The organism is Ralstonia sp. 1138 (assembly GCF_040544795.1).
In the GTDB taxonomy this organism is placed as follows: Bacteria; Pseudomonadota; Gammaproteobacteria; order Burkholderiales; family Burkholderiaceae; genus Ralstonia; species Ralstonia flatus.
This window is the reverse complement of sequence record NZ_JBEPKQ010000005.1, coordinates 317,079-342,864: the sequence shown is the minus strand read 5'-3', so window position 1 is coordinate 342,864 and position 25,786 is coordinate 317,079. Positions and strand designations below refer to the sequence as shown.

General features: G+C 63.0%; 26 protein-coding genes and 1 tRNA gene. 19 read left to right on the top strand and 8 right to left on the bottom strand.

All coding sequences use genetic code 11. The features are described from left to right. Nucleotides 1-658 precede the first annotated feature (658 nt). Nucleotides 659-862, top strand: a complete 204-nt coding sequence (locus tag ABIC76_RS22195) for a hypothetical protein (protein WP_027681208.1) — start codon at nucleotides 659-661, stop codon at nucleotides 860-862. Between the two features lie 17 nt (nucleotides 863-879). Here ABIC76_RS22195 and ABIC76_RS22190 read toward each other — a convergent pair whose 3' ends face one another. Genes ABIC76_RS22190 through wrbA form a run of 3 tightly spaced genes read right to left on the bottom strand, consistent with a single transcriptional unit; the run spans nucleotide 880 to nucleotide 3,281 of the window. Then, complete coding sequence (locus ABIC76_RS22190; RefSeq protein WP_354535247.1) at nucleotides 880-2,292, bottom strand: FAD-binding oxidoreductase; 1,413 nt, start codon at nucleotides 2,290-2,292, stop codon at nucleotides 880-882. A 6-nt stretch (nucleotides 2,293-2,298) separates the two neighbouring features. After that, nucleotides 2,299-2,691 (bottom strand): DUF2069 domain-containing protein, encoded by a 393-nt coding sequence (locus tag ABIC76_RS22185; protein ID WP_354535246.1) that lies wholly within the window; start codon nucleotides 2,689-2,691, stop codon nucleotides 2,299-2,301. Next, complete coding sequence (gene wrbA / locus ABIC76_RS22180; RefSeq protein ID WP_354535245.1) at nucleotides 2,688-3,281, bottom strand: NAD(P)H:quinone oxidoreductase; 594 nt, start codon at nucleotides 3,279-3,281, stop codon at nucleotides 2,688-2,690. The genes ABIC76_RS22185 and wrbA overlap by 4 nt, the downstream gene beginning before the upstream one ends. A 68-nt stretch (nucleotides 3,282-3,349) precedes the next feature. On the opposite strand from wrbA, the gene ABIC76_RS22175 reads away from it, so the two are divergent. Then, entirely contained in the window at nucleotides 3,350-4,675 is a 1,326-nt protein-coding gene (locus ABIC76_RS22175; protein ID WP_354535244.1) for a YihY family inner membrane protein, read from the top strand. A 16-nt stretch (nucleotides 4,676-4,691) separates the two neighbouring features. Here the strand turns inward: ABIC76_RS22175 and ABIC76_RS22170 are convergent, their stop codons facing one another. Genes ABIC76_RS22170 through ABIC76_RS22160 form a run of 3 tightly spaced genes read right to left on the bottom strand, consistent with a single transcriptional unit; the run spans nucleotide 4,692 to nucleotide 7,186 of the window. Beyond that, nucleotides 4,692-5,009 (bottom strand): Mpo1-like protein, encoded by a 318-nt coding sequence (locus ABIC76_RS22170; RefSeq protein ID WP_354535243.1) that lies wholly within the window; start codon nucleotides 5,007-5,009, stop codon nucleotides 4,692-4,694. A gap of 21 nt (nucleotides 5,010-5,030) precedes the next feature. Continuing rightward, nucleotides 5,031-5,855, bottom strand: a complete 825-nt coding sequence (locus ABIC76_RS22165) for an alpha/beta fold hydrolase (RefSeq protein WP_354535242.1) — start codon at nucleotides 5,853-5,855, stop codon at nucleotides 5,031-5,033. Beyond that, on the bottom strand, nucleotides 5,855-7,186 hold the full coding sequence (locus ABIC76_RS22160; RefSeq protein WP_354535241.1) for an O-acetylhomoserine aminocarboxypropyltransferase: 1,332 nt from the start codon (nucleotides 7,184-7,186) through the stop codon (nucleotides 5,855-5,857). The genes ABIC76_RS22165 and ABIC76_RS22160 overlap by 1 nt, the downstream gene beginning before the upstream one ends. A 240-nt stretch (nucleotides 7,187-7,426) precedes the next feature. Here ABIC76_RS22160 and ABIC76_RS22155 point away from each other — a divergent pair, with 240 nt between their 5' ends. The 4 genes from ABIC76_RS22155 to aroC all read left to right on the top strand — a co-directional run bounded on the left by ABIC76_RS22155 (nucleotide 7,427) and on the right by aroC (nucleotide 11,566). Continuing rightward, complete coding sequence (locus ABIC76_RS22155; protein ID WP_009240853.1) at nucleotides 7,427-7,882, top strand: CBS domain-containing protein; 456 nt, start codon at nucleotides 7,427-7,429, stop codon at nucleotides 7,880-7,882. A gap of 82 nt (nucleotides 7,883-7,964) precedes the next feature. Further along, nucleotides 7,965-9,872, top strand: a complete 1,908-nt coding sequence (locus ABIC76_RS22150) for an MFS transporter (protein WP_102067371.1) — start codon at nucleotides 7,965-7,967, stop codon at nucleotides 9,870-9,872. Between the two features lie 94 nt (nucleotides 9,873-9,966). Beyond that, nucleotides 9,967-10,380, top strand: coding sequence for an FKBP-type peptidyl-prolyl cis-trans isomerase (locus ABIC76_RS22145; RefSeq protein ID WP_354535240.1), 414 nt, complete (start codon nucleotides 9,967-9,969; stop codon nucleotides 10,378-10,380). 85 nt (nucleotides 10,381-10,465) lie between these two features. After that, complete coding sequence (gene aroC, locus ABIC76_RS22140) at nucleotides 10,466-11,566, top strand: chorismate synthase (protein ID WP_027681218.1); 1,101 nt, start codon at nucleotides 10,466-10,468, stop codon at nucleotides 11,564-11,566. Nucleotides 11,567-11,634: 68 nt separating this feature from the next. On the opposite strand, the gene ABIC76_RS22135 is transcribed toward aroC, so the two are convergent. After that, on the bottom strand, nucleotides 11,635-13,320 hold the full coding sequence (locus ABIC76_RS22135) for an electron transfer flavoprotein-ubiquinone oxidoreductase (RefSeq protein WP_102067370.1): 1,686 nt from the start codon (nucleotides 13,318-13,320) through the stop codon (nucleotides 11,635-11,637). Between the two features lie 223 nt (nucleotides 13,321-13,543). On the opposite strand from ABIC76_RS22135, the gene ABIC76_RS22130 reads away from it, so the two are divergent. Then, the gene (locus ABIC76_RS22130) at nucleotides 13,544-14,329 is read left to right on the top strand and encodes an SDR family oxidoreductase (protein ID WP_027681220.1); all 786 of its coding nucleotides are present in this window, start codon (nucleotides 13,544-13,546) and stop codon (nucleotides 14,327-14,329) included. A 13-nt stretch (nucleotides 14,330-14,342) separates the two neighbouring features. Here the strand turns inward: ABIC76_RS22130 and ABIC76_RS22125 are convergent, their stop codons facing one another. Then, a complete protein-coding gene (locus tag ABIC76_RS22125) occupies nucleotides 14,343-14,888 on the bottom strand; it encodes a LuxR C-terminal-related transcriptional regulator (RefSeq protein WP_004636022.1) in 546 nt (181 codons plus the stop codon). 153 nt (nucleotides 14,889-15,041) lie between these two features. Between ABIC76_RS22125 and ABIC76_RS22120 the strand changes: the two genes are divergently transcribed. The 12 genes from ABIC76_RS22120 (at nucleotide 15,042) to pheS (ending at nucleotide 25,749) form a co-directional block, all read left to right on the top strand. Then, nucleotides 15,042-15,743, top strand: coding sequence for a CoA transferase subunit A (locus ABIC76_RS22120; protein ID WP_009240847.1), 702 nt, complete (start codon nucleotides 15,042-15,044; stop codon nucleotides 15,741-15,743). Between the two features lie 10 nt (nucleotides 15,744-15,753). Further along, on the top strand, nucleotides 15,754-16,389 hold the full coding sequence (locus ABIC76_RS22115; RefSeq protein WP_027681221.1) for a CoA transferase subunit B: 636 nt from the start codon (nucleotides 15,754-15,756) through the stop codon (nucleotides 16,387-16,389). 22 nt (nucleotides 16,390-16,411) lie between these two features. Next, a complete protein-coding gene (locus tag ABIC76_RS22110) occupies nucleotides 16,412-17,191 on the top strand; it encodes a 3-hydroxybutyrate dehydrogenase (protein WP_102067368.1) in 780 nt (259 codons plus the stop codon). Nucleotides 17,192-17,336: 145 nt separating this feature from the next. Continuing rightward, nucleotides 17,337-18,206, top strand: coding sequence for a 3-hydroxybutyrate-oligomer hydrolase PhaZc (gene phaZc / locus ABIC76_RS22105; RefSeq protein WP_354535239.1), 870 nt, complete (start codon nucleotides 17,337-17,339; stop codon nucleotides 18,204-18,206). A gap of 30 nt (nucleotides 18,207-18,236) precedes the next feature. Next, entirely contained in the window at nucleotides 18,237-18,605 is a 369-nt protein-coding gene (locus tag ABIC76_RS22100; protein WP_004636012.1) for a RidA family protein, read from the top strand. Between the two features lie 39 nt (nucleotides 18,606-18,644). Further along, a complete protein-coding gene (locus ABIC76_RS22095; RefSeq protein WP_102067365.1) occupies nucleotides 18,645-20,870 on the top strand; it encodes a RelA/SpoT family protein in 2,226 nt (741 codons plus the stop codon). A 22-nt stretch (nucleotides 20,871-20,892) separates the two neighbouring features. After that, nucleotides 20,893-20,969: transfer RNA gene (locus tag ABIC76_RS22090), tRNA-Val, on the top strand. A gap of 382 nt (nucleotides 20,970-21,351) precedes the next feature. Continuing rightward, complete coding sequence (gene thrS / locus ABIC76_RS22085; protein WP_354535238.1) at nucleotides 21,352-23,259, top strand: threonine--tRNA ligase; 1,908 nt, start codon at nucleotides 21,352-21,354, stop codon at nucleotides 23,257-23,259. A 42-nt stretch (nucleotides 23,260-23,301) separates the two neighbouring features. Then, nucleotides 23,302-23,823, top strand: coding sequence for a translation initiation factor IF-3 (gene infC, locus ABIC76_RS22080; protein ID WP_180815287.1), 522 nt, complete (start codon nucleotides 23,302-23,304; stop codon nucleotides 23,821-23,823). A 167-nt stretch (nucleotides 23,824-23,990) separates the two neighbouring features. Then, nucleotides 23,991-24,188: a 50S ribosomal protein L35 gene (gene rpmI / locus ABIC76_RS22075; RefSeq protein ID WP_004636003.1), complete on the top strand. Its 198-nt coding sequence runs from the start codon at nucleotides 23,991-23,993 to the stop codon at nucleotides 24,186-24,188. A gap of 28 nt (nucleotides 24,189-24,216) precedes the next feature. Further along, on the top strand, nucleotides 24,217-24,573 hold the full coding sequence (gene rplT, locus ABIC76_RS22070; RefSeq protein WP_012762124.1) for a 50S ribosomal protein L20: 357 nt from the start codon (nucleotides 24,217-24,219) through the stop codon (nucleotides 24,571-24,573). 141 nt (nucleotides 24,574-24,714) lie between these two features. After that, nucleotides 24,715-25,749 (top strand): phenylalanine--tRNA ligase subunit alpha, encoded by a 1,035-nt coding sequence (gene pheS / locus ABIC76_RS22065; RefSeq protein WP_027681227.1) that lies wholly within the window; start codon nucleotides 24,715-24,717, stop codon nucleotides 25,747-25,749. Nucleotides 25,750-25,786 lie beyond the last annotated feature (37 nt).

Here is a 25,786-nt window from a genome sequence, read left to right as displayed (position 1 = left end):
GCAGATGTGCAGGCTGCCCAGGCATATCAAAGACGCGCGGCCTCCGGTGCCTGGGAGGCCGCGATTCTAACAGATGGGATGTTGCGCCGCGCTAATGCTGGGGCGGGATTTCCGGCGGTAGCTCCCCGGGTGGCAGTTCGATTGGGGGCGTTTGGGGTTCGGGGTCGTGCACCGGGTCGTGGGCCGGTTCATCGGGCGGCGGCATCTCCGGCGGCGGGTGCGGGGGCTGTTCGGGCGGCTGCGGCGGCGTGATGTGGGCGCGCTTGGTCAGATCGGGCGAAGCGGGCATGGGCTGCCTCCATACATGGGTCGGATTCGGGGTTTGCCCTGATCGAGCCCGCAAGCGTCGTTCCCGCGCATCATCCGAAAGGTCATATACCCAAAATGCGTACCCCTCAATTGGGGGGATTTTTGATACATTTCGTGGCGTCGGGTAGTGCCACACAACAATAACGTTTCATTCGAAATTCCGCGCAATGACGTGGAACGCCGTGCCTACGCACGCCAAACGGGCGTGACGAAGCCTTTTCGGTTCCGACCAGACGGGAAATCAGGGAGTCTTGTTTGGGCAGCCATGGAGCGATCCATGGGGCTGCTGTGTTTCGCCATGGCTGCAGGGAGCCGGGCGAGGCGCTAGCCATGGGGCAGGGAGGAAACAATGAACACGCGTCATGCACGACGCCCGGCTGGGTCGTCACGCACCACTTACATCCGTAGTGCCCAGAGCGGGCGCATCGGCGATCGTTCCAACGCCAGCGATCATCGTCTGCCGCCCAGCGGCGTGCCGCGCATGCTGCTGTGGCTGCTGGCAGCGACGGTCCTCTTCGCGGTGGCGAACTACACGTTCAAGCTGTTCGGCTGAACCAAGGCTGGACGGCCCTACAACACCTTCCCCGGATTCATCAGGCCGCGCGGGTCCAGCGCCTGCTTGATCGCGCGCATCGCCGCCAGTTCAACGGGGCTCTTGTAGCGCGCGTTGTCTTCGCGCTTGAGCTGGCCGATGCCGTGTTCGGCTGAGATGGAGCCGCCGTGCGCATGAACGCTGTCATGCACGATGCGGTTGATGCCGTCCTGGTTGGCGAGGAACGCGTCGTGCGCATGGCCCTCCGGCGGCGACACGTTGTAGTGCAGGTTGCCGTCGCCAAGGTGGCCGAACGTCACCATGCGGATGTCGGGGTAGGCTGCCGCCAGCGCGCGGTCGGTTACGTCAATGAAGTCGGCAATGCGCGAGATGGGCACACCAATATCGTGCTTGATGTTCTTGCCTTCATCGGCCTGCGCCAGCGGAATGTGTTCGCGCAGGCTCCAGAAGTCGCGGGACTGGGCCACCGATTCGGCCACCGCCGCATCGTCGATCACGCCGCGCGCGAGCGCGTCTTCCATGAGCGATTCGAACAGCGTGCGCGCGTGGGCTTCGCTTTCCAGATCGGACAATTCCAGCAGCACGTATTGCGGATATGCCTGCGGGAACGGCACGCGCAACTGTGGGTAATGCTTGCGCAACAGTTCCAGGCAAAACGCCGACATCAGCTCGAAGCCCGTCAGCAGCGTCCCTGCATGGCCTTGCGCCAGCGATAGAAACTCAAGCGCCTGACGCGGCGATTGCAGCGCCGCCAGCGCCGTCACCTTGGCGCGCGGTTGCGGAAACAGCTTCAGCATCGCGCCGGTGATGATGCCAAGCGTGCCTTCCGCGCCGATCAAAAGGTCACGCAGGTCGTAGCCGGTGTTGTCCTTGCGAAGGCCGCGCAGGCCGTTCCACAGTTCGCCGTTGGGCAGAACCGCTTCGATGCCCAGACACAACTCGCGTGCATTGCCGTAGCGCAGGACGGCGGTGCCGCCGGCGTTGGTGGCAAGGTTGCCGCCGATCGTGCAACTGCCCTCTGCAGCGAGGCTCAGGGGGAAGAGGCGATCCGCATCGGCAGCGGCCTGCTGCACGTTGGCCAGGATGCAGCCGGCATCCACGGTGATGGTGTTGTTGATCGGGTCGACGGCGCGCACGCGCTGCATGCGCTGCAACGAGATCACCACCGCGTTGCCTTCCATGTCGGGCGTGGCGCCGCCGCACAGGCCGGTGTTGCCGCCTTGCGGAACGATCGGTACGCCATGTTCGCCGCACACGCGCACGAGCGCAGCCACTTCGTCGGCACTGGCGGGGCGCAATACTGCGCGTGCGCGGCCCGAGAAACGCTTGCGCCAATCGGTGAGGTAAGGCGCCTGGTCTTCCGGTGCGGTCAGGACGTGCGTTGCCCCGATGGCATCAACGCAGGATTGCAGGAAGGCATCGTGAGTCATGGCAGATCAGGTGCTCTGGCTGGCGCGGGCTTTGGCCGCACGCTTGAATGGACGCAGGTAGAAGATGGTCGCCGAGAAGAACACCACGCTGAGCGCCACTTCGCCCCATGCCAGCGATCGCGAGAGCCCAACGTCCGATGTTGCCCGCACGATGCCTTCGGTAAAGAACAGCAGGATGAACATCGACGCCCATTGCATCGTGTAGCGATTCCTGCGCAGCACGCCGGGCAGCGGCCACGCCAGCAGCAGCGCCTTGAGCGCCAGCCACGAGCCGCCTGGGCGCACGGGCGCGAGCCACAGCTCCCACGCGGCGCACAGGATGATCAATGCGATGAGGCTGGCTGCGCTCGTCAGCGCCAGCGCCCGGGATTCGGTGACGGCGTTGTTGGAGGAAGTCATGCGGCGAGCTTGAGAGCGGTCTGCGCCAGCCGCCGGCCCATGGCTGTGGCGAGTGTGCGTTCGTGTGCAGTCAGCGGTGCGGTATCGCCGCGGTGCGCAACGTGCGACGGCCCGTATGGCGTGCCGCCGGCGTCGGTGGAAAGCAGTTCGCTGTGCTGATACGGCAGGCCCAGGACGACCATGCCGTGGTGCAGCAGCGGCAGCATCATCGAAAGCAGGGTGGTTTCCTGCCCGCCGTGCATGCTGCCCGTGGAGGTGAACACACATGCCGGTTTGCCGGCCAGCGCGCCCGCCAGCCATTGCGGCGTGGTGCCATCCAGGAAGTACTTGAGCGGTGCGGCCATGTTGCCAAAGCGCGTGGGCGAGCCCAGCGCGAGGCCCACACATTCTTCAAGGTCGCGTACTTCCACGTAAGGTGGACCGCCATCGGGCACGTCGGGCTGTGTGGCCTCGCAGACGGTGGAGACCGCCGGCACGGTGCGCACCCGCGCCTGGGCGTCGTCGACACTTTCAATGCCTTGCGCAATGGCTTCGGCCAAAGCGCGCGTGCTGCCGTGACGGCTGTAGTACAGGACCAGGATATCTTTCATAACAAAGCGTGGAGAGCGTCGCGGTATTATAGTTGCGCCCCCCAACCCCGCGTCCCGCCTCATTTTTCATGCTTTTTGACACCCGCGCGCTTCGTCAATGGAATGCCGCCAAGCTGCGTGCGCTGGCGCGCTACGCCTTGCGCCGCGCCGGTGAAGACCGCCTGCCGCAAGTGGCCGGCAGCCTGACCTTCACGACGGTGCTGTCGCTGGTTCCGATCCTGACGGTGGCGTTTGCGCTGTTCACGGCCTTCCCGATGTTCAAGAGCTTCCGGGCGGACATCGAAGGCTACATGTTCAGCAACCTCGTGCCGGGCAGCATCAGCCGGCCGATCCTGACGTATCTGAACCAGTTTTCCAGCAACGCCAAGGGGCTGACGGCCGCAGGCCTGATCGGCCTGGTCGTGACGTCGGTGATGACCATGCTCACCGTCGAAAACGCATTGAACGCCATCTGGCGCGTGCGTCATCGTCGGCCGCTGGCGCAGCGCGTTCTAGTGTTCTGGGCTCTGATGACATTCGCGCCGGTGCTGATTGGCGCGAGCCTGTCGGTCAGTTCGTACCTCGTGTCGATCTCGGCGGGCTATGTGCACAAGCTGCCGTTCGGCCTCGGCGTGATCGTGAGCTTGATCCCGATTCTGCTGTCGGCGATTGCGTTTGCGATGCTTTACGTGTTCGTGCCGAATACCAACGTGGAGCGGCGCGATGCATTCATTGCCGGCCTGATTGCCGCCGGGGCATTTGAAATCGCGAAGCGCGTCTTTGGCGCTTACGTCGCGCATATCCCCACCTACACGGCCGTCTACGGCGCATTTGCCACGCTGCCGATCTTCCTGACGTGGATCTATGTGAGCTGGTTGGTGACGCTGCTTGGCGCGACCATCGCATCGACGCTGCCGATCATCCGCCAGGGCTACTGGCAGCGGCGCACGTTTCCGGGCAGCGAGTTCTTTGATGCGCTGGGTGTCCTGTTGCTGCTGTATCGCGCACGCGAACAGGCGCCGCGTACGGTGGCCGAACGCGATATCGGCCGGCGCCTGCAATTGGAAGCCGATTACCTCGTCGACCTGCTGACGAAGCTGAAGGCACTGCATCTGATCGGCAAGCTGCAGCAGGATCGCGGTGAGGCTCACTGGGCGTTGCTGTGCGATGCGCACACGACCACGCTGCGGCCACTGTATGAAAAGCTGGTGCTGAATTTGCCGCGCTTGCCGCGCACCGCGCTGGCTCGCCATCTGGGGGACACGCACGCGCTGGTCAGCCAACTGCAGAATCCCTCGCTCGATGCCACGCTCGAGAGCATTTTTACGACGGGCGAACGCGGGGTGGCAGCGGCCGCGCAGGCGGCTACGGCGACCGCCCCGGCCTCGGCACTGCCCGCCGCTGCCAGCGCCTGACGTTTCGAACGGGATTTCAGAACGGGATCTTGCCCGTCCAGATGTCGCGGTACATCACCCAGTCGCCCATCAGGCTGTAGAAGGGGTGGCGGAAGGTGGCGGGGCGGTTCTTCTCGAACCCGAAGTGCCCCACCCACGCGAACGCGTAACCGCTCACGGCGGCCCCCAACAACCACCACAGGTTGCCCGTGAAGACCAGCAGGAACAGGCATACCAGCGCCACCGTCGAGCCGGCAAAGTGCAGGCGCCGGCAGGCGCGGTCCTGGTGCTCGCTCAGGTAGTACGGATAGAACTCGGCGAAGCTGCCGAAGCGGTGGGTCTCGGTGGTGGCCATGATGCGTCTCCGGGAGGCGACTTATGCGGCGACCGGGTCTCGTTCGCGCGCAAACGCAATCAGCGCGTCGAGTGTGCCGTCGGGGCATTCTCCCATGATCGCGTGCCCGCCCGGCAGGCCCACGACACGGCTGCCGGCCAGTCCTGCCGCAACCTGACGACCGGCTTTCGCCGGGGTCATCTGGTCTTTTTCTCCGACGATCACGAGTGATGGGCACTTCACGGCGGCCATGGCTTCGGCGCCGCGCGCATAGGCGTTGCAGGCGGCAAAGTCCGTGTGGAAGACGGGCGCGTCCGTACCGCGCGCGACACGCTCCATCAGCCGCTGGCTGCCACCGTGCATCCAGAAGCCCGGGCCCGGCGATGACGGCTTGTTCGCCAGACTGGAATGCGACCACGCATTCACCATGTCGATGGCGCCCGGTGTGTTGTGGAGCGCGGCGTCGAGCAGCGCATCCGACACCTTCATCGGCCAGGCCGTCGCGACCAGCGCGATGCGGCGCACGCGACTCGCATATCTGGACGCGCACTCCAGCGCAATCAGCGAACCCATGCTGTGCCCGACCACAATCACCGGCCGCGTGACGCCAGCCTCGTGCACCAGGGCCATCACCCAATCGGCCATGGCTTCCACGGTCTGCAGCGGGGCGCCGGCGCTGCGGCCGTGCCCGGGCAAATCGACCGCCAGCACGCTGAAACCGTGGTGCGCAAACCAGCGCGTCTGCAGGCCCCAGACGGAATGATCGTTCTGCGCGCCATGCACAAATACGACGCAGGGCAATTCGGCGTTGAACGGCTTGCCGCCGGTGTAGGCATAGGCGCGCTCGCCCTGTACGGTCCATTCCATCAGCGGGCTCCCGTTGCGTTGGCGGCTTTGCCGGGCGCGGCGGACATCGCGCGCTCGGCGGCTTTCAGGCCGCGTTTGAGATCGTCGATCAGGTCGTCGGCGTCTTCCAGGCCGATGGAAAGGCGGATCGTGCCTTCGCTGATGCCGGCTGCAGCCAGCGCGTCGGCGTCCATACGGAAGTGCGTCGTCGATGCGGGGTGGATGACCAGCGAGCGTGCATCGCCTACGTTGGCAAGGTGGGAGAACAGGCCGAGCGATTCGATGAACTGCTGGCCGGCACGCCGATCGCCGCGTAAATCAAAGCTGAACACCGCACCGCAGCCCCGTGGCAGCAGGCGCTTGGCCAACGCGTGATCGGGGTGCGATTCCAGCTCCGGATAGGCGACCGACGCCACCATCGGGTGGCTTGCCAGGAAGGCGACGATGCGGCGGGCGTTGTCCACATGCCGCGCCATGCGCAGCGGCAGGGTCTCGATGCCTTGCAGCAGTTGCCACGCGGCCATCGGGTTCATGCAGGCACCAAAGTCGCGCAGGCCTTCACGGCGTGCGCGCAGCAGGAAGGGCGCGACGGTGCTTTCCTCGGCAAACACCATGTCGTGGAAACCCGCGTACGGCTCGGTCAGCTCGGGGTGCCTGCCGGCGGCCACGTAGTCGAACGTGCCGCCGTCGACCAGCGCGCCGCCGATGGTCGTGCCGTGCCCGCCCAGGAACTTGGTGGCCGAGTGATAGACGAGATCTGCGCCGTGCGCGAACGGCTGCAGCAGCCAAGGCGTGGTGAAGGTCGAATCGACCAGCAGCGGCACGCTTGCGTCATGCGCAATCGATGCGATGGTCGGAATGTCCAGCACATCCAGCCCCGGGTTGCCGAGCGTCTCGCCAAACAGCAGCCGGGTGTTCGGGCGGATGGCGGCGCGCCAGCCATCGATGTCGCCGGGCTTGACGAAGGTCGTCTCGATACCGAAGCGGCGCAGCGTGTAGTGCAGCAGGTTGTGCGAGCCGCCATACAGCGCCGAAGAGGCGACGATGTGCGAGCCGGCACCCATCAGCGTGACGATGGCCAGATGCAGCGCCGCCTGCCCCGAAGCGGTGGCGATGGCGCCTACGCCGTTTTCCAGCGCGGCCATGCGCTCTTCGAACACGGCGACGGTCGGGTTGGAGATGCGCGAGTAGACGTGGCCCGCGCGTTCCATATTGAACAATGACGCCGCATGTTCGCTGTCGCGGAACACAAAGGACGTGCTCAGGTGAATGGGCGTGGCGCGCGCGCCGGTGGCCGGGTCGGGCGCGGCACCGGCATGCAGGGCCAGCGTGTCGAAGCGGGCTTTGGACATGGATTCAGGCACCCGGACAGGGCGCGGGAACAAGTTTGGACGGGGGATGCTAGCACTGCTCCCTGCTGCAGCGCATTCCGGGCAAACGCCGAGCGGGCGCGGTTTTTGACGGGTTTTTTCTGCGCTGCATGCTTGTCGAAGCGATCCGGTTTGGGCTAGGATCGAAGCACAACCATAACCACAACCCGCGCGCGGTCGCTCCCCCGGCAGACCGGCACCCCGAACTCTGGGAGACGCAATATGAAAGTCAGCGACATCCTCCACGTGAAGGGCAACACGCTCTACACCGTGGCGCCTGAAACGAAGCTCCAGGTGGCCGTGCAGACGATGGCGGAAAAAGACATCGGCTCGCTCGTTGTCATGGAGTACGGCGAACTGGTCGGCATGCTGACCTTCCGGGAAATCATCAAGGTCGTCGCCAAAAACCACGGTTCCGTGGGCGACGGCACGACCATCCGCAAGGTGATGGACGATCATCCCGTCACCTGCACGCCCGAAACCGAAGTCAACGAAGTGCGCCGCATCATGCTGGAGCACCATGTGCGCTATCTGCCAGTGCTCGACAGCCGCACGCTGATGGGCGTGATTTCCTTCTACGACGTGGCCAAGGCAGTGCTCGAAGACCAAAGTTTCGAAAACAAGATGCTCAAGGCGTACATTCGCGACTGGCCCGAAGAAAAGGCCAACGAAGACTGACCTTCGCGACCTCTCTACCGCATTCCTGAAACCCGCCCGCCGCTGCGAGCGGGTTTTTTGTTGAACCCAGAACCGCCTGCCGATGAGCCAATCGAGCCAGTTTTCGCTGCTGAAGCAGCGTCGCTTTGCACCGTTCTTCTGGACCCAGTTCCTGGGCGCGATGAACGACAACGTTTTCAAGGTGGCGTTTTCCTCGTTGGTCACCTACCACGCTGCGCTGTTCGGCAATGCGGACCCGGCGTCGGCGGCATTCCTGATTTCTGCGATCTTCATCGCGCCGTTTGTGCTGCTGTCTGCCACCAGCGGGCAGATTGCCGACCGCATGGACAAGGCGCGGCTGATTCGTCTGGTGAAGACGTTGGAAATCGCCATCATGGCGATCGGCTGTGCGGGTTTCGCGCTGCGCCATGTTGAACTGCTGTACCTGTGCACGTTCTTGATGGGCGTGCACTCGACGCTGTTCGGGCCCGTGAAGTACGCCTATCTGCCGCAGCACCTGCAATCGGCGGAGCTGGTCGGCGGTAACGGGCTGGTGGAAATGGGCACCTTCGTCGCCATCCTGATCGGCACCATTGGCGGCGGCGAACTGGCCAATTACACCCGCAACGGCGAGCTGATCGGCCCGCTGTTCACCGGTATTGCGTGCATTGTCATTGCCGTGGCCGGGTGGCTGACGGCGCGCGGTGTGCCGGTGTCGCCGGCGTCGCAGCCGGACCTGCGCATCAACTGGAACCCCATTTCCGAGACCTGGCGGAACCTGAAGCTGGCGAGCAACCAGCGGGCGGTCTTCCTGAGCCTGCTGGGCATCTCATGGCTGTGGTTTGTGGGGGCGACGTTCCTGACGTCGTTCTTTGCCTTCGCGCGCAACGTGCTCGGCGGCGATCAGAATGTCGTGACGCTGCTGCTGGCCGTCTTTTCGGTCGGCATCGGCTTGGGCTCGGTGCTTTGCGAAAAGCTGTCGGGCCGCACGGTGGAGATCGGCCTGGTGCCCTTTGGCTCGATCGGCATGACGGTGTTTGCCGTGGATCTGTACTTCGCTTCGCATGCCGAGGCATTGGTCGCGCATGACGTGCTGACCGGTATCTCAGGCTTTCTGCAGAACCACCGCCACTGGCGCGTGCTGGCCGATCTGTTCCTGCTGGCGATGTTCGGCGGCTTCTACAGCGTGCCGTTGTACGCGTTGATCCAGAGCCGCTGCGAGCCGACGCACCGCGCGCGCATCATTGCTGCCAACAACATCCTGAACGCGCTGTTCATGATTGCTTCTGCCGTGCTGGCGATGGTGCTCACGCGTGCCGGGTTCACGATCCCGCAGCTGTTTCTGGTCACCGGCATCCTCAACGCCGTGGTGGCGATCTACATCTACACGCTGGTGCCGGAATTCCTGATCCGATTCGTGATGTGGCTGCTGATCCATACCGTTTACCGCGTGAAGGTGGAGGGCTCGGAGCAGATTCCCGATGAAGGCCCATGCCTGCTGGTCTGCAACCACGTGAGCTTCGTCGATGCCGTGGTGGTGGGGGCGTTCGTGCGCCGCCCCGTGCGTTTTGTGATGGACCACCGCATCTTCAAGGTGCCGTTGCTGTCGTGGTTCTTCCGCACGGTCAAGGCGATTCCGATTGCGCCGATGCATGAAGACCCGGAGATGCTCAAGCGCGCCTACGACACGATTGCCGCGGCGCTGGCGGAAGGCGAGGTCGTCTGCATCTTCCCCGAAGGCAAGATCACTGCCACGGGCGAGATGAACCCGTTCAAGGACGGCATGCGTCGCATCATCGAACGCACGCCCGTACCGGTGGTGCCGATGGCGCTACGTGGCCTCTGGGGCAGCTTTTTCTCGCGCAAGGGCGGGGCGGCGATGTCGCGCCCGTTCCGTCGCGGTTTCCTCAACAAGCTGGAGCTGTGCATCGGCACGCCTGTGCCGGCACATGCCGTGTCGCCGGAAACGATGCAGGCCGCCGTGCTGGCGCTGCGCGGCGAGCGGCTCTAGCGCGTGGCGGGCCTCCGGACTTCGATACACTGCCGGTCGGCCCGCAATCGGCCTTCATGTATTTTTCTGACCTCCAACTCTCCCGTGACCTGCCATGAAACACGTTTCCCCGCTGCTGTGTGCTTCGTTGCTTGCCCTGGCTGCCGTTAGCGCGCAAGCCGCATCGCCGGCTTCCGAGACGCTGCCCTCCGGTGTGATCGTCCAGACGCTGACCAAGGGCACCGGCCCGTCGCCCAAGGCCAGCGACACGGTCAAGGTGCACTACCGCGGCACGCTGACCGACGGCAAAGAATTCGACAGCTCCTACAAGCGCGGCCAGCCGATCTCGTTCCCGCTGAATCGCGTGATTCCGTGCTGGACCGAAGGCGTGCAGAAGATTCAAGTGGGCGGCAAGGCCAAGCTGACCTGCCCGGCGGCCACCGCTTACGGCGAACGCGGCGTTCCGGGCACCATTCCGCCCAATTCGACGCTGAACTTCGAGGTCGAGCTGCTGGGTATCGGCGGCTGACCAAGGGGCCGATAGATCGGCCTTACAATAGCGTTTTCCTGATGTTTCGCGCCGCCGCCGTCGCGGCGCTTTCCCGAGCACGATCATGTCTGGCAATACCCTGGGCCTGCTGTTTTCCGTCACCACCTTCGGCGAGTCGCATGGCCCGGCCATTGGCGCTGTCATCGACGGCTGCCCGCCCGGCATGACGCTGTCGGCAGAAGACATCCAGCCCGATCTGGACCGCCGCAAGCCCGGCACCTCGCGCCACGTTACGCAGCGTAAGGAAGAAGACCTCGTCGAGATTCTCTCCGGCGTGTACGAAGGCAAGACGACGGGCACCCCGATCTGCCTGCTGATCCGCAATACCGACCAGCGCAGCAAGGATTACAGCAACATCGCCGAGACCTTCCGTCCCGGCCACGCCGATTACACCTACTGGCACAAATACGGCATCCGCGATCCGCGCGGCGGCGGCCGTTCTTCCGCACGCTTGACGGCACCGACGGTGGCTGCAGGCGCCGTCGCCAAGAAGTGGCTGCGTGAGAAGTTCGGCGTTGAAATCCACGGCTTCATGTCGCAACTGGGCGATATCCAGATTCCGTTCGTTGACTGGAGCGAGGTGCCGAACAACCCGTTCTTCGCGCCGAATGCCGAGATCGTTCCCGAGCTGGAAACCTATATGGATGCACTGCGCAAGGACGGCGATTCCGTCGGCGCGCGCATCGAGGTGGTGGCCACCGGCGTTCCCGTCGGCTGGGGCGAGCCGCTCTTCGACCGCCTGGATGCCGATATCGCCCACGCCATGATGGGCCTGAATGCAGTCAAAGGCGTTGAGATCGGCGCAGGCTTCCACGCAGTCAGCCAGCGCGGCTCCGAGCATGGTGATGAGCTGACGCCTGAGGGCTTTGTCGGCAACAACGCCGGCGGCATCCTGGGTGGGATTTCGACGGGGCAGGACATCTCCGTGTCACTGGCGATCAAGCCGACGTCGAGCATCCGTACGCCTCGTCGCTCGATCGACAAGGCGGGTGATCCGGCGGTGGTCGAAACGTTCGGCCGCCATGATCCGTGCGTTGGCATCCGTGCCACGCCGATCGCCGAGGCGCTGCTAGCGCTCGTGTTGATTGACCACGCGCTGCGCCATCGTGCGCAATGCGGCGATGTGTCGGTCGAGACGCCGGCGATTTCGGCAAAAGCTCCCTGAATCGATTCACTCAGGCAACAAAAAAGACGGCTTCAAGCCGTCTTTTTTGTTGGGCGGTCGCCCGCTGCTTACATGCCGACGTAGTTCGGTCCGCCACCGCCTTCCGGCGTGACCCACACGATGTTCTGCGTCGGGTCCTTGATGTCGCAGGTCTTGCAGTGCACGCAGTTCTGCGCGTTGATCTGCAGGCGCTCAGTGCCTTCGTCGTTCTTGACGAATTCATACACGCCTGCCGGGCAATAGCGCTGCTCGGGGCCGGCAAATTGCGTGAGGTTGATGCGCGTCGGAACGGTCGGATCTTTCAGCGTCAGGTGCGCCGGCTGGTTCTCTTCGTGGTTCGTGTTCGAAATGAACACCGACGAGAGGCGATCGAACGTGATCTTGCCGTCCGGCTTCGGATACTCGATCTTCGGGCATTCCGATGCCGGCTTGAGCGACTGGTTATCCGACTTCGTGCCGTGCAGCGTCCAGGGCGGGTTGCTCACGCCAATCTTGGGCAGCAGCCACTGTTCGATGCCGGTCATGATCTTGCCCAGGGTCGGGCTCTTCTTGAACCACAGCTTGAAGTTGCGCGACTGGTCCAGCTCTTCCTTCAGCCAGCTCTGTTCGAAGGCGGCGGGGTAGGCGGACAGCTCGTCAGCAGAACGGCCGGCCGTCACGGCTTCGAACACGGCCTCACCGCACATCATGCCGCTCTTGATGGCCGCGTGGCTGCCCTTGATACGCGCCGCGTTCAGGTAGCCAGCATCGCAGCCGACCAGTGCACCACCCGGGAACACCGTTTTCGGCAGTGCTTGCGGCGTACCGTTGTTGATGGCGCGCGCGCCATAGCCGATGCGCTTGCCGCCTTCGATGTGTGCGCGGATGGCAGGGTGGGCCTTCCAGCGCTGCATCTCTTCGAACGGGCTCATCCACGGGTTTTTGTAGTCCAGCCCAATCACGAAGCCCAGCGTGACTTTGTTATCTTCGAGGTGATACAGGAAGCCGCCGCCGAAGGTGTCGTCTTCCATCGGCCAGCCTGCGGTGTGGACCACCAGGCCGGGCTTGGCCTTGGCCGGATCGATTTCCCAGAGTTCCTTGATGCCGATGGCGAAGGTCTGCGGGTCTTTGCCGGCGTTGAGCTTGAATTTCTCCAGCAACTGGCGGCCCAGATGGCCGCGCGCGCCTTCCGCGAAGATGGTGTACTTGCCGAGCAGTTCCATGCCGAGCTGGAAGTTCTCGGTGGGCTCGCCGTCCTTGCCGATGCCCATGTTGCCGGTGGCCACACCACGCACGGCGCCCTTGTCGTCATACAGCACTTCGGCTGCGGCAAAGCCCGGGAAAATTTCCACGCCCAGCGCTTCGGCCTGCGTGGCCATCCACTTCACCACGTTCGACAGCGAGATGACGTAGCAGCCGTCGTTGTGGAAATTGCGCGGCACAAGCCAGTCAGGCGTGCGCTTGGCGTCGGTTTCGCTCAGGAATAGCACGTCGTCGCCAGTGACCGGCTGGTTGAGCGGGGCGCCGTCGGCCTTCCAGTTGGGGAGCAGTTCGGTGATCGCGCGCGGGTCCATCACCGCGCCCGACAAAATGTGGGCACCGGGCTCGGAACCTTTTTCCAGCACGACGACGGACACGTCCTTGCCCGTCTCGGCAGCCAGTTGCTTGATGCGAATCGCTGTCGCCAGGCCGGCGGGGCCACCGCCGACGATCACGACGTCATACTCCATGGACTCTCGCGGGCCGTATTGTTCGAGGAGCTGCTGCTGGTTCATAAGTGTCTCTTCGCTGCTTTGGGGACAGTTAGGGGCGTTTGCTTATTGGTATGACGGATTGCTGCATTAGAATTTTCCGCATTGTCCGGGACACGCCCGGATGCAGCAAGGAAAATTTCTGAACGATCGTTCGATTTTTTGCTAAGCTGCGCTCAAATCACATGCCGATGTTGCTTCCGAGCAGCCGGGCGCCTGCCAAACCAACACACGGGGAACAAGCATCATGGGTCTGTCGATCAATCTGGAAGGCAAAGTCGCGCTGATCACCGGCGCATCGAGTGGTCTGGGCGCGCGTTTCGCCCACACACTGGCCGCCGCGGGCGCGAAGGTTGTCCTGGCCTCGCGCCGTGTGGAGCGCCTGAAGGAGCTGCGCGCCGACATCGAATCCAAAGGCGGCAGCGCCCACGTCGTCCGCCTGGACGTGACGGATCCGGACAGCATTCGCGCCGCCGTCGCACACGCTGAAACGGAAGCTGGCACCATCGACATCCTCGTCAACAACTCGGGGGTTTCGACCACGCAGCGCATGGTCGATGTCACGCCCGATGATTTCGATTTCGTGTTCGATACCAACACGCGTGGCGCCTTCTTCGTGGCGCAGGAAACGGCCAAGCGCATGATTGCCCGGGCCAAGGGCGCGGAGAAGAACGGCTCGCCGCTGCCGCAATCGCGCATCGTCAACATCGCGTCGGTGGCGGGGCTCAAGGTGCTGTCGCAGATTGGCGTGTATTGCATGAGCAAGGCGGCCGTGGTGCACATGACCAAGGCCATGGCGCTGGAGTGGGGCCGTTACGGCATCAATACGAACGCGATCTGCCCGGGGTATATCGATACCGAGATCAACCATCACCATTGGGAAACCGAGCCCGGCCAGAAGCTGGTGCAGATGCTGCCGCGCAAGCGCGTGGGCAAGCCGGAAGACCTGGATGGGCTGATTCTGCTGCTGGCGTCGGATCAGTCCGATTTCATCAATGGCGCGGTCATCAACGCCGACGACGGCATGGTGTAACGCTTCAGCAGCCTTAATGCCCCATCAGCCGCTGCACAAGTTCGAGTGAGGTGTTGGCGGCGTACTTCTTCATCAGCCGCGCGCGATAGATTTCAACCGTGCGCGGACTGATTTCCAGCTGTTTGCCGATCTGCTTGCTCGTCTTGCCCTCGACCAATTGAGCGGCGATGTCGCGTTCGCGCGGTGTGAGCGCTGCCGTGACCGGGCGATGCGCGGATAGGTCTTCGAACGTCCAGATTCCTTCGCCCAGCGGCTTTGCGCGGTCCAGTGCACGGCCCGTGACGTGGCACCAGAACAGTTCGCCATTGGCGCGCTTCATGATGCGTTCGTCGGAATAGCTGCCGCGCGCGTTCATGACGGGGATGATGCGCGCGCCGGTGCGCTCGTATTCGTCGTGCGTCGGATAGAGCAGCTCAAACGATTGCCCGATCATGGTCGTGCGCGCATGGCCGAAGATGCGGGCGGCTTCGTCGTTGACGTCGAGCATCACCCGCTCGCGGGACATCACCATGCCGACAGGGGCAAGCTGGAACGCAGTCTGATAGTCGAGGGCGGGCATATGTATTCGTACGTATTGCTGCGTCGCGCGACGCTTGCGTATTCTCGCCAGATTGTATCGTTACTATTTTCCGGCGCTGCATCGCACAAACCCCAACTGTGTGATCGGTCAAAACCCTGCCGGATTTGTTGGACCACCAAGGAAGGAGCACGCATGAACAAAATCTTCGCCAGCGCCAGCGAGGCGCTCGCGGGTGTCGTCAAGGACGGCCAGACCATCGCCGTGGGCGGCTTCGGCCTGTGCGGCATTCCGGAAGCGCTGATTGCCGCGCTGCGCGATTCGGGCGTCAAGAATCTCACTTGCATTTCCAACAACGCGGGCGTCGACGGTTTCGGCCTGGGCCTGCTGCTGGAAACGCGCCAAATCAAAAAGATGATTTCGTCCTACGTGGGCGAAAACAAGGAGTTCGAGCGCCAGTATCTGGCCGGTGAACTCGAGTTGGAATTCACGCCGCAAGGCACGCTGGCCGAAAAGCTGCGTGCTGGCGGCGCCGGCATCCCGGCATTCTTCACCAAGACCGGCGTCGGCACGCTGGTGGCCGAAGGTAAGGAGCTGCGCGAGTTTGACGGCGAGACGTACGTCATGGAGCGCTCGCTGGTGCCCGATGTGGCGCTGGTGAAGGCGCAGGTGGCCGACAAGTCGGGCAACCTCCGTTTCAACCTGACCGCGCGCAACTTCAACCCGGCTGCGGCAACCGCTGGCAAGATCTGCATCGTCGAGGTCGAAGAGATCGTCGAGGTGGGCGAGCTTGCACCGGACGACATCCATTTGCCCGGCATCTATGTGCACCGCATCGTGCTGAATGCCACGCCCGAGAAGCGCATTGAAAAGCGCACTATCCGAGCAGCCAACTAAGGAGACCGACATGGCCTGGACACAAGACCAAATGGCGGCGCGCGCTGCCCAGGAACTGCAAGACGGTTTCTACGTCAACCTTGGCATCGGCATCCCGACCCTGGTCGCCAACCACACCGGCGACAAGGAAGTCTGGCTGCAAAGCGAAAACGGTATGCTCGGCATCGGCCCGTTCCCCACGGAAGAGGAAGTGGACGCCGACCTGATCAACGCAGGCAAGCAGACCGTGACGACGCTGCCCGGCAGCGCCATCTTCGGCAGCGACCAGAGCTTTGCGATGATTCGCGGCGGCAAGATCAACCTGTCGATTCTCGGTGCGATGCAGGTGAGCGAGACGGGCGACCTTGCCAACTGGATGATCCCCGGCAAGATGGTCAAGGGCATGGGCGGCGCGATGGACCTCGTGGCCGGCGTCAAGCGCGTGATCGTGCTGATGGAGCACACTGCCAAGAAGAAGGACGGCACCGAAGACCTGAAGATCCTGCCCAAGTGCACCTTGCCGCTGACGGGCGTGGGCGTGGTCGATCGCATCATTACGGACCTCGGCGTGATCGACGTGACCGAGCAGGGCCTGAAGCTGATCGAAACCGCGCCGGGCGTTTCGCGCGAAGAGGTCCAGGCCAAGACTGGCGTCAACCTGCTGTAATCGGCGATATTCGGAGACACGCATGCTGCAAGGAAAAACCGCACTCGTCACGGGCTCGACCAGCGGGATCGGTCTGGGTATCGCCTGCTCGCTAGCCGCGCAGGGCGCCAACATCATCATGAACGGCTTTGGCGACGTGGAGGCGCCCAAGGCGCAGATCGCGGCCGCGGGCAAGAATGCCATCCGCATCGGATACCACGGCGCCGACATGAGCAAGCCGGCCGAGATCGAAGCGATGTTCGCCTATGCCGACGCAGAATTCGGCGGCGTGGACATCCTCGTCAATAACGCCGGCATCCAGTACGTGGCCAACGTGGAGGATTTCCCGACCGAGCGCTGGGACGCCATCATCGCCATCAACCTCACCTCGGCTTTCCACACGACGCGGCTTGCCGTGCCGGGCATGAAGCGCAAGAACTGGGGCCGCATCATCAACGTCGCTTCGGCGCATGGGCTGGTGGCGTCGGCGCAGAAGTCGGCGTACGTGGCAGCCAAGCACGGCATCGTCGGGTTCACCAAATCGGTGGCGCTCGAGACGGCGCAGACGGGCATCACGTCCAACGCGATCTGCCCGGGTTGGGTGCTGACGCCGCTGGTGCAGAAGCAGATCGATGCGCGTGCCGAGAAGGACGGCCTGTCCGCGCTCGAAGCCAAGAAGGATCTGCTGATGGAAAAGCAACCCTCGGGCGAGTTCGTCACGCCCGACCAGCTGGGGGCGCTGGCGGTGTTCCTGTGCAGCGATGCGGCTGAACAGGTGCGTGGCGTGGCGTGGAACATGGATGGCGGCTGGGTCGCGCAGTAAGCTGAGTCGCCTTTCGGAAAAGCCTCGCTCCGGCGAGGCTTTTTTGTTTTGGACCGCCGCGGATGTCTGCTGCGCCGCCGCATGCCTGCGGGGCCGCGTACAATCAGGCTTCGCTGTCTCCGTCATTCACGTGTAGGAGTTGTTCATGCCCGTTTCACCGCGCCTTGCCTTCGTGCAGTGCCTGAGTCCGTCCGGCTTGCACCGGATGGCGTATCACGAGTGGGGCGACTCGCAGAATCCGCGCGTGCTGGTCTGCGTGCATGGCCTCTCGCGCACGGGGCGTGATTTCGACGTGCTGGCGCAGGCGCTGTGCAACGACTATCGCGTCATCTGCCCAGATGTGGTGGGCCGCGGGCGCTCGGACTGGCTGGCCGACCCGAAGGGCTATGTGCTGCCGCAATACGCGTCCGACATGGTCACGTTGCTGGCGCGCCTGAACGCCGAGTCCGTTGACTGGTTCGGCACATCGATGGGCGGGCTGATCGGCATTGGCTTGGCGGGTTTGCCGAACTCGCCGATCCGCAAGCTGCTGCTCAACGATGTGGGTCCGCGCGTGACGGAATCGTCGTTGACGCGCATCGGCGCCTACCTCGGGTTGAATGTCCGCTTCAAGACGTTCGATGAAGGGCTGGCCTACCTCAAGACGATCAGCGCTTCTTTCGGCGCCCACACGCCGGAGCAATGGCGCGAGCTGAATACCGCGATCCTGAAACCGCAGGGCGGCGAGTGGATCCTGCATTACGATCCGCGCCTGGCCGAGCCGTTCAAGAACACCACGCCCGAAATGGTGGCGGCCGGCGAGGCGATGCTCTGGAAGCTGTTCGAGGCGATTCCCGGCGAGGTGCTGGTGGTGCGCGGCGCGCATTCCGATTTGCTCACGCGCGAGACCGTCGAAGCCATGATGCAGCGCGGCCAACATGTGAACACGGTGGAAATTCCCGATGTGGGCCACGCGCCGACCTTCATCCAGCCGGATCAGGTGGCGATCGCCCGCAAGTTCTTCCTCGGTCAATGACCGTTTGTCCGACCCCATTCGATTTGCAAGATGAGCACTGAACTGAAGCGTTACAACGTCGAACATCGTTATTCCGACGCGGCCGTCTACAACGGTGTCGTGTACGTGGCGGGCCAGGTGCCCGAGACCACGCTGGACGCCGGCATTGCCGAGCAGACGGCGGAGGTGCTCGCCATCATCGATCGCGTGCTGGCCGCCAACGACAGCGACAAGACGCGCATTCTGATGTGCCAGATCTTCCTCAAAGACATCAGCGAGATTGGCGAGATGAACAAGGTGTGGGACCAGTGGGTCGCCGCCGATTCCAAGAACTCGCCGCCGCGCGCTACCGTTGAAGCCGCGCTGGCCAATCCGAAGTACCGCATCGAAATCGTCGTGACGGCCGCGCAGAAAAGCTGAGCCCGTCACGCAACAGGCCAGACGCAAGCAGGACGCATCATGGAGAACAAGACCGAACGGCCGGCCGAGGGGTCCGGATCGACGGCAGAGCAGGTCGCTCGGGCGATCGAATACCTCGTGGCGAATGCCGCAGACAGCGTCACGCTGACCGGCGAGCCGCTGGAGTCGCACGCGCGCGGCACGATCGCCATCCTTGAAGGGCTGCGTGTCGATACGCCGTCGTTGCAGGCGGCCGCGCTGTTTCTGTTGCCGACCCTGGCAATGGACAACGAAAAGGCGCTCGAGCCCGCGTTCGGGGCGGAGGTCGTCAAGCTCGTGCACGATGTGCGGCAACTGCTGCGCATTGGCGCCATTGCCGGCCTCGTCAGCCCGACCGATGCCAGCATCACGCGCAAGAACGAAGCCGAAGCACGCCGCGCGCAAGTCGAGGCGTTGCGCAAGATGTTGCTCGCGTTCGCGCAGGACATTCGCGTGGTGTTGATCCGGCTGGCGTCGCGGTTGCAGTCGCTGCGCTGGCTGGCGCAGACGAAGCGCTCGGCGCCGGAAGGCATGGCGCGCGAGACGCTGGATATCTACGCGCCGCTCGCAAACCGCCTGGGCATCTGGCAGCTGAAGTGGGAGCTTGAAGACCTCGGCTTCCGCTTTGAGGATCCCGATACCTACAAGCGCATCGCCCGCCTGCTGGACGAAAAGCGCATCGAGCGCGAAAAGTTCATCGGCCAGGCCATCGAGCAACTCCAAAAGACCTTGCACGATGCCGGCATTCAGGCGGAGGTCAGCGGGCGGCCCAAGCACATCTACAGCATCTGGAAGAAGATGCGCGGCAAGGAACTCGACTTTGCCGATCTGTACGACGTGCGCGCCTTCCGCGTCATCGTCGACGACATCAAGGATTGCTACACGGTGCTCGGTTTCGTGCACCACATGTGGCAGCCGATCCCGAAGGAATTCGACGACTACATCTCGCGTCCGAAGGCCAATGGCTACATGTCGCTGCACACGGTGGTGATCGGCGACGACGGCCGCGCGCTCGAAGTGCAGATCCGCACGCGCGAGATGCACCATTTTGCCGAGTACGGCGTGGCGGCGCACTGGCGCTACAAAGAGGCCGGCAGCAAGGGCTACGCCGGGCAGTTCTCCGCCAGCGAGCGCTACGACGAGAAGATCGCCTGGCTGCGCCAATTGCTCGCCTGGAAAGATGACGCCGAGCACACCGTCGCGCACGAGGATTCCCCGTGGGAGCAGCTCAAGCACACCGAGCTGGATGACCACATCTACGTGCTGACGCCGCAGGCACGCGTGATCGCGTTGCCGCAAGGCGCGACGCCGGTCGACTTCGCTTATTACCTGCACAGTGATCTCGGTCACCGCTGCCGCGGCGCACGCGTCGATGGCACCATGGTGCCGCTGAACACGCCGCTCAAGAACGGCCAGACGGTCGAGATCGTTACGGTCAAGCAGGGCGGCCCGTCGCGCGATTGGCTCAACACCGAGCTGCACTATCTGGTCAGCCCGCGTGCTCGCACGAAAGTGCGGGCGTGGTTCAACGCGATGGAGCTGGAAGAGACGCTCGCCCAGGGCCGCGCGCTCATCGACAAGACGCTGCAGCGCGAAGGGAAGACCGCCGTCAACCTGGAAGAGCTGGCCGCCAAGCTCGGCTACAAGACGCCGGACGATCTCTACGCTGTCGTCGCCAAGGACGAGCTGAGCCTGCGCCGTATCGAGGCGGTCCTGCGCTCGGATGGGGCGCCGCCGCCGGCACCCGTCGACGACGAAGCCGCCATCACCAAGAAAAGCCGCGCCACCAGCGTGGCCCGTGGCGCCAAGAGTGGTGTGTTGGTGGTGGGCGTCGACTCGCTCCTCACGCAGATGTCGCGTTGCTGCAAGCCTGCACCGCCGGACCCCATCGTCGGCTTTGTCACGCGTGGCCGTGGTGTCTCGATCCACCGTCAGAGTTGCGCGACGTTCCAGCAACTGGCCGCCCGGGCGCCGGGCCGTGTGATCCAGACGGAGTGGGGTCAACGCAGCGATTCGGTCTATCCGATCGACATCCAGGTCGAAGCGCTGGACCGGCAGGGCCTGTTGCGCGATATCTCGGAAATCCTCTCGCGCGAGAAGATCAACGTGACCGGCGTGCGCACGCTGTCGAGCAAAGGTGTCGCGAAAATGCAGTTCACTGCGGAGGTGTCAGAGGCGACGCAACTGCAACGCGCGCTGACTTTGATCGAAGAAGTGCAAGGGGTATTGACAGCCCGAAGGAAGTGACGGTATAGTCTTGTTCTTCGGCAGGCTCGTAGCTCAGCTGGTTAGAGCACCACCTTGACATGGTGGGGGTCGTTGGTTCGAGTCCAATCGAGCCTACCAACGCATTTAGCAGGACGCGTCGGGTAGGGTGTCCAAGCCGTCATCCTCGTAATTCCCGGGTTTGTCCCGTACAACTGAACACAGGGCGAAATATGATTCAGGCACCGCGAACTACAACCGCTTCGGAGCGACAGTAGTCAAGGTGCGTTTTTCGCCCTTTGCGGTCTGCCCAAGCGGTAGATGGCGCAAATGAAAACGCGGCCTTGGCCGCGTTTTTTTTCGTCCGCAATTTCGTGTCACGCGTGGCGATCAAGCTGAAAGCGCTTCGAAGCATTCGATTCGACAACCTGCTGCGCTGACTTGGCGCGGCGCACGACAGAATAACGACCGCTGTGCATCTCTGAAACCTGAAATGCGCAACGGTGACTCCACAGGAGCAAGCATGATCGCAATCACGTTGCCGGATGGTTCCCGGCGTGAGTTTCCCGGCCCGGTGACGGTCGCAGAAGTGGCGCAAAGCATCGGTGCAGGCCTCGCCAAGGCGGCCCTGGCGGGCCGTGTGGACGGTAAGATGGTCGACACGAGCTACACGATCGACCGCGATGCCAAGCTCGCCATCATCACCGACAAGGACGCCGACGGCGTCGACGTGATCCGTCACTCTACGGCCCACTTGCTGGCTTACGCCGTCAAGGAGCTGTATCCGGACGCGCAGGTCACCATCGGCCCGGTCATCGAGAACGGTTTCTACTACGACTTCGCCTACAAGCGCCCCTTCACGCCCGAAGACCTCGTTGCCATCGAAAAGAAGATGGGCGAACTCGCCAAGAAGGACGAGAAGGTCACGCGTGAAGTCTGGAATCGCGATGATGCCGTCAAGCTATTCGAGGGCATGGGCGAGAAATACAAGGCGGAGATCATCGCCTCCATCCCGCAGGATCAAGAGATCGGCCTGTACCGCGAGGGCAACTTCGTTGACCTGTGCCGCGGCCCGCACGTGCCGTCGACGGGCAAGCTGAAAGTCTTCAAGCTGATGAAGGTGGCGGGCGCGTATTGGCGCGGCGACCACAACAACGAGATGCTCCAGCGCATCTACGGCACGGCCTGGGCCAAGAAGGAAGACCAGGAAGCCTACCTGCACATGCTGGAAGAGGCCGAAAAGCGTGACCACCGCAAGCTCGGCCGCGAGCTCGACCTGTTCCACATCGACGAGTACTCGCCCGGCACGGTGTTCTGGCACCCCAAGGGCTGGACGTTGTGGCAAGAGATCGAGCAGTACATGCGCCGCGTCTATCGCGAGAACGGCTACCAGGAAGTGAAGGGGCCGCAGATTCTCGACAAGACGCTGTGGGAGAAGACCGGCCACTGGGACAAGTACCGCGAGAACATGTTCATCACGGAGTCGGAAAAGCGCGAATACGCGCTGAAGCCGATGAACTGCCCCGGCCACATCCTCATTTACAAGCAGGGCATCAAGAGCTACCGCGACCTGCCGCTTCGCTTCGGCGAATTCGGCGCGTGCCACCGCAACGAGCCTTCGGGTGGCCTGCACGGCATCATGCGCGTGCGCGGCTTCACGCAGGACGACGGCCACATCTTCTGCACGGAAGACATGATCCAGGCCGAGGTGACGGCGTTTACGACGTTGCTGCAGAAGGTCTACAAGGATTTCGGCTTTACCGAGATTCTCTACAAGCTGTCGACGCGTCCGGACAAGCGCATCGGCACGGAAGAAAGCTGGGACCGCGCCGAGGCTGCGTTGGCCGAGGGCTTGCGTGCATCGGGTTGCGAGTTTGAGTACCTGCCGGGTGAGGGGGCGTTCTACGGTCCCAAGATCGAGTATGTGCTTAAAGATGCACTTGGTCGCCAGTGGCAATGCGGCACGATCCAAGTCGACCCGAACCTGCCGGAGCGCCTGGATGCTGAATTTGTCGGCGAAGACGGCGCGCGCCATCGCCCCATCATGCTGCACCGAGCCATCGTTGGCAGTCTCGAGCGCTTTATCGGTATCTTGATCGAGCAATATGCCGGAGCGCTGCCGACGTGGCTTTCCCCGGTGCAGGTTGCGGTGCTCAGCATCACCGATTCGCACGCCGAATACGCACAATCCGTTGTGCAATCCCTGCAAAAACAAGGATTTAGGGCGGTCGTCGATTTGCGGAATGAGAAGATTGGGTATAAAATCCGCGAGCATTCCGTCCAGAAGGTCCCATACCAGATCGTGGTTGGTGACAAGGAACGGGATGAAAATCAGGTGGCCGTGCGTGCCCGTGGCAACGTCGATCTAGGCTCCATGCCGCTGTCGGCGTTCGTTGAGCGACTGCAGAACGATCTCGCCAACAAGTCATGAGCTGGGCACGGCCTGTTTTTTTGATTCTTCGAGGACATCAACATCGCTACTGAGAAATCTCACCGCATCAACCGCGAGATCAGCGCACCGGAAATCCGGCTGACCGGGGTTGAGGGAGAAGCGCTCGGCATCGTCAAGCTGTTCGACGCATTGCGTCTGGCAGAAGAAAAAGACGTCGACCTGGTCGAGATCGCGCCGACTGCGCAGCCGCCCGTCTGCCGCCTGATGGACTATGGCAAGTTCAAGTATCAGGAGCAGAAGAAGGCTCACGAGGCCAAGTTGAAGCAGAAGGTCATCCAGGTGAAGGAAGTCAAATTCCGCCCGGCTACCGACGACAACGACTACGGCGTCAAGCTGCGAAACGCTACGCGCTTCCTAGAGGATGGTGACCGGGTGAAGGTTACCTTGCGTTTCCGGGGCCGCGAAATGGCGCACCAGGAGCTGGGTATGCGCGTGCTGGAGCGTATCAAGGCTGACCTGGAGGAATTCGGTCAGGTTGAGCAGATGCCGAAGATGGAAGGCCGCCAGGCAGTGATGATGTTGGCGCCCAAGAAGAAAAAGTAATGCAGCGGCGGCCGGGCGATTCCGGCTGCGCTGAGCAGGTTCCAGACGGAAACGTCGGAAGACGCGGCAGGTGTCAAAGCCTGTCGCGATACAACAAGTGAGCCCGGGTCTTGCAAGTGTCGGCGCCAGCCGTCCACCTGGCTTCATGTCAAAAACGGAGTTGTTCCATGCCGAAGATGAAGACGAAGAAAAGCGCTTCCAAGCGCTTTACTGCCCGTCCTGGTGGCACGATCAAACGTGGCCAAGCCTTCAAGCGTCACATCCTGACCAAGAAGACCACCAAGAACAAGCGTCACCTGCGCGGTACCGAGGGCGTCCATGAGACGAACCTGAAGTCCGTTCGCGCAATGATGCCGTACGCCTAACCCTAACTAACTACGAAAGGAGCATTTCATGCCTCGAGTAAAACGTGGGGTCACAGCGCGGGCCCGTCATAAGAAGGTTATCAGCGCAGCCAAGGGTTACCGCGGCCGCCGCAATAACGTCTATCGCATCGCCAAGCAGGCGGTCATGCGTGCTGGCCAGTACGCCTACCGCGATCGTCGCAACAAGAAGCGCGTGTTCCGTGCGCTCTGGATTGCGCGTATCAACGCTGGCGCACGCGAGCATGGTCTGACCTACAGCAAGTTCATGAACGGCCTGAAGAAGGCGTCCATCGAGCTGGACCGCAAGGTGCTGTCGGACATGGCCATTCACGACAAGGTGGCTTTTGCTGCCATCGTGAACCAGGTGAAAGCCAACGTCGCCTGAATTGGATTGGCCGGGCAGGCTGCTGGAATTGCCCAGTGACTTTGCCGGCTGATCACCCTGACGGGGCTCTCACCGAGCCCCGTTTTTTATTCCGCGCATTTCGCGGACCCGAATCACCCGAATTTTCTCGCTCGCCTTCCCATGTCACTGGATCTGGATCAAGTCGTCGTCGATGCCCAAAACGCGTTTGCCTCCGTGGAGGACAACGCCTCGCTGGAAAACGAGAAGGCGCGCTTTCTCGGTAAGTCCGGCGTGCTGACCGACTTGCTCAAAGGCTTGGGCAAGCTCGATCCGGAGACACGCAAGTCCGAAGGCGCGCGCATCAACCAAGCGAAGAGCCGTGTTGAGGAGGCGCTGAACGCCCGCCGCCAGGCGCTGGCTGACGCGCTGATGAACGCCCGCCTGGCAGCTGAAGCGATCGACGTAACGCTGCCGGGCCGCGACGTGGCCGAAGGTAGCTTGCACCCGGTGATGAACACCTGGGAGCGCGTCGCCAAGATCTTCGGCTCGATCGGTTTCGATGTGGCCGACGGCCCTGAAATCGAATCCGACTGGATGAACTTCACGGCGCTGAACAACCCGGACAACCACCCGGCGCGCTCGATGCAGGACACGTTCTACATCGACGGTCGCGACAGCGAGGATAAGCTCCTGCTGCTGCGCACGCACACCAGCCCGATGCAGGTGCGCTACGCCCGCATGCACGTCGAGAAGTACAAGCATCTCGACCGCATTCCGCCGATCAAGGTCATCGCCCCGGGGCGCACGTACCGCGTTGACAGCGATGCCACGCACTCGCCGATGTTCCATCAGGTCGAAGGCCTCTGGATTGCAGACAACATCAGCTTTGCCGACCTGAAGGGCGTCTATACCGATTTTCTGCGCAACTTCTTCGAGCGCGACGACATCCAGGTGCGTTTCCGCCCGTCGTATTTCCCGTTCACCGAGCCGTCGGCCGAGATCGACATGGCATTCGGCAACGGTAAATGGCTGGAGATTTCCGGCTCCGGCCAGGTGCACCCGACCGTGGTGCGCAACATGGGCCTGGACCCCGAACGCTACATCGGCTTCGCGTTCGGCTCCGGCCTGGAGCGCCTGACGATGCTGCGCTATGGCATCAACGATCTGCGCCTGTTCTTCGAGGGCGATGTGCGTTTCCTGCGCCAGTTCGCGTAAGCGCCGAGCGCTCGCACTGGTACTTCATCGCCCCGTT

What these genes read in the sequence shown, in the direction of transcription:
- ABIC76_RS22170 (WP_354535243.1), bottom strand. Translation starts at nt 5,009, where the DNA reads ATGGCCACCACCGAGACCCACCGCTTCGGCAGCTTCGCCGAGTTCTAT.
- ABIC76_RS22125 (WP_004636022.1), bottom strand. Translation starts at nt 14,888, where the DNA reads ATGCCCGCCCTCGACTATCAGACTGCGTTCCAGCTTGCCCCTGTCGGC.
- ABIC76_RS22100 (WP_004636012.1), top strand. Translation starts at nt 18,237, where the DNA reads ATGAGCACTGAACTGAAGCGTTACAACGTCGAACATCGTTATTCCGAC.
- ABIC76_RS22165 (WP_354535242.1), bottom strand. Translation starts at nt 5,855, where the DNA reads ATGGAATGGACCGTACAGGGCGAGCGCGCCTATGCCTACACCGGCGGC.
- ABIC76_RS22115 (WP_027681221.1), top strand. Translation starts at nt 15,754, where the DNA reads ATGGCCTGGACACAAGACCAAATGGCGGCGCGCGCTGCCCAGGAACTG.
- ABIC76_RS22175 (WP_354535244.1), top strand. Translation starts at nt 3,350, where the DNA reads ATGCTTTTTGACACCCGCGCGCTTCGTCAATGGAATGCCGCCAAGCTG.
- ABIC76_RS22135 (WP_102067370.1), bottom strand. Translation starts at nt 13,320, where the DNA reads ATGAACCAGCAGCAGCTCCTCGAACAATACGGCCCGCGAGAGTCCATG.
- rpmI (WP_004636003.1), top strand. Translation starts at nt 23,991, where the DNA reads ATGCCGAAGATGAAGACGAAGAAAAGCGCTTCCAAGCGCTTTACTGCC.
- ABIC76_RS22120 (WP_009240847.1), top strand. Translation starts at nt 15,042, where the DNA reads ATGAACAAAATCTTCGCCAGCGCCAGCGAGGCGCTCGCGGGTGTCGTC.
- ABIC76_RS22130 (WP_027681220.1), top strand. Translation starts at nt 13,544, where the DNA reads ATGGGTCTGTCGATCAATCTGGAAGGCAAAGTCGCGCTGATCACCGGC.
- ABIC76_RS22110 (WP_102067368.1), top strand. Translation starts at nt 16,412, where the DNA reads ATGCTGCAAGGAAAAACCGCACTCGTCACGGGCTCGACCAGCGGGATC.
- ABIC76_RS22160 (WP_354535241.1), bottom strand. Translation starts at nt 7,186, where the DNA reads ATGTCCAAAGCCCGCTTCGACACGCTGGCCCTGCATGCCGGTGCCGCG.
- ABIC76_RS22095 (WP_102067365.1), top strand. Translation starts at nt 18,645, where the DNA reads ATGGAGAACAAGACCGAACGGCCGGCCGAGGGGTCCGGATCGACGGCA.
- phaZc (WP_354535239.1), top strand. Translation starts at nt 17,337, where the DNA reads ATGCCCGTTTCACCGCGCCTTGCCTTCGTGCAGTGCCTGAGTCCGTCC.
- ABIC76_RS22155 (WP_009240853.1), top strand. Translation starts at nt 7,427, where the DNA reads ATGAAAGTCAGCGACATCCTCCACGTGAAGGGCAACACGCTCTACACC.
- ABIC76_RS22195 (WP_027681208.1), top strand. Translation starts at nt 659, where the DNA reads ATGAACACGCGTCATGCACGACGCCCGGCTGGGTCGTCACGCACCACT.
- aroC (WP_027681218.1), top strand. Translation starts at nt 10,466, where the DNA reads ATGTCTGGCAATACCCTGGGCCTGCTGTTTTCCGTCACCACCTTCGGC.
- thrS (WP_354535238.1), top strand. Translation starts at nt 21,352, where the DNA reads ATGATCGCAATCACGTTGCCGGATGGTTCCCGGCGTGAGTTTCCCGGC.
- ABIC76_RS22145 (WP_354535240.1), top strand. Translation starts at nt 9,967, where the DNA reads ATGAAACACGTTTCCCCGCTGCTGTGTGCTTCGTTGCTTGCCCTGGCT.
- ABIC76_RS22190 (WP_354535247.1), bottom strand. Translation starts at nt 2,292, where the DNA reads ATGACTCACGATGCCTTCCTGCAATCCTGCGTTGATGCCATCGGGGCA.
- pheS (WP_027681227.1), top strand. Translation starts at nt 24,715, where the DNA reads ATGTCACTGGATCTGGATCAAGTCGTCGTCGATGCCCAAAACGCGTTT.
- ABIC76_RS22150 (WP_102067371.1), top strand. Translation starts at nt 7,965, where the DNA reads ATGAGCCAATCGAGCCAGTTTTCGCTGCTGAAGCAGCGTCGCTTTGCA.
- ABIC76_RS22185 (WP_354535246.1), bottom strand. Translation starts at nt 2,691, where the DNA reads ATGACTTCCTCCAACAACGCCGTCACCGAATCCCGGGCGCTGGCGCTG.
- rplT (WP_012762124.1), top strand. Translation starts at nt 24,217, where the DNA reads ATGCCTCGAGTAAAACGTGGGGTCACAGCGCGGGCCCGTCATAAGAAG.
- wrbA (WP_354535245.1), bottom strand. Translation starts at nt 3,281, where the DNA reads ATGAAAGATATCCTGGTCCTGTACTACAGCCGTCACGGCAGCACGCGC.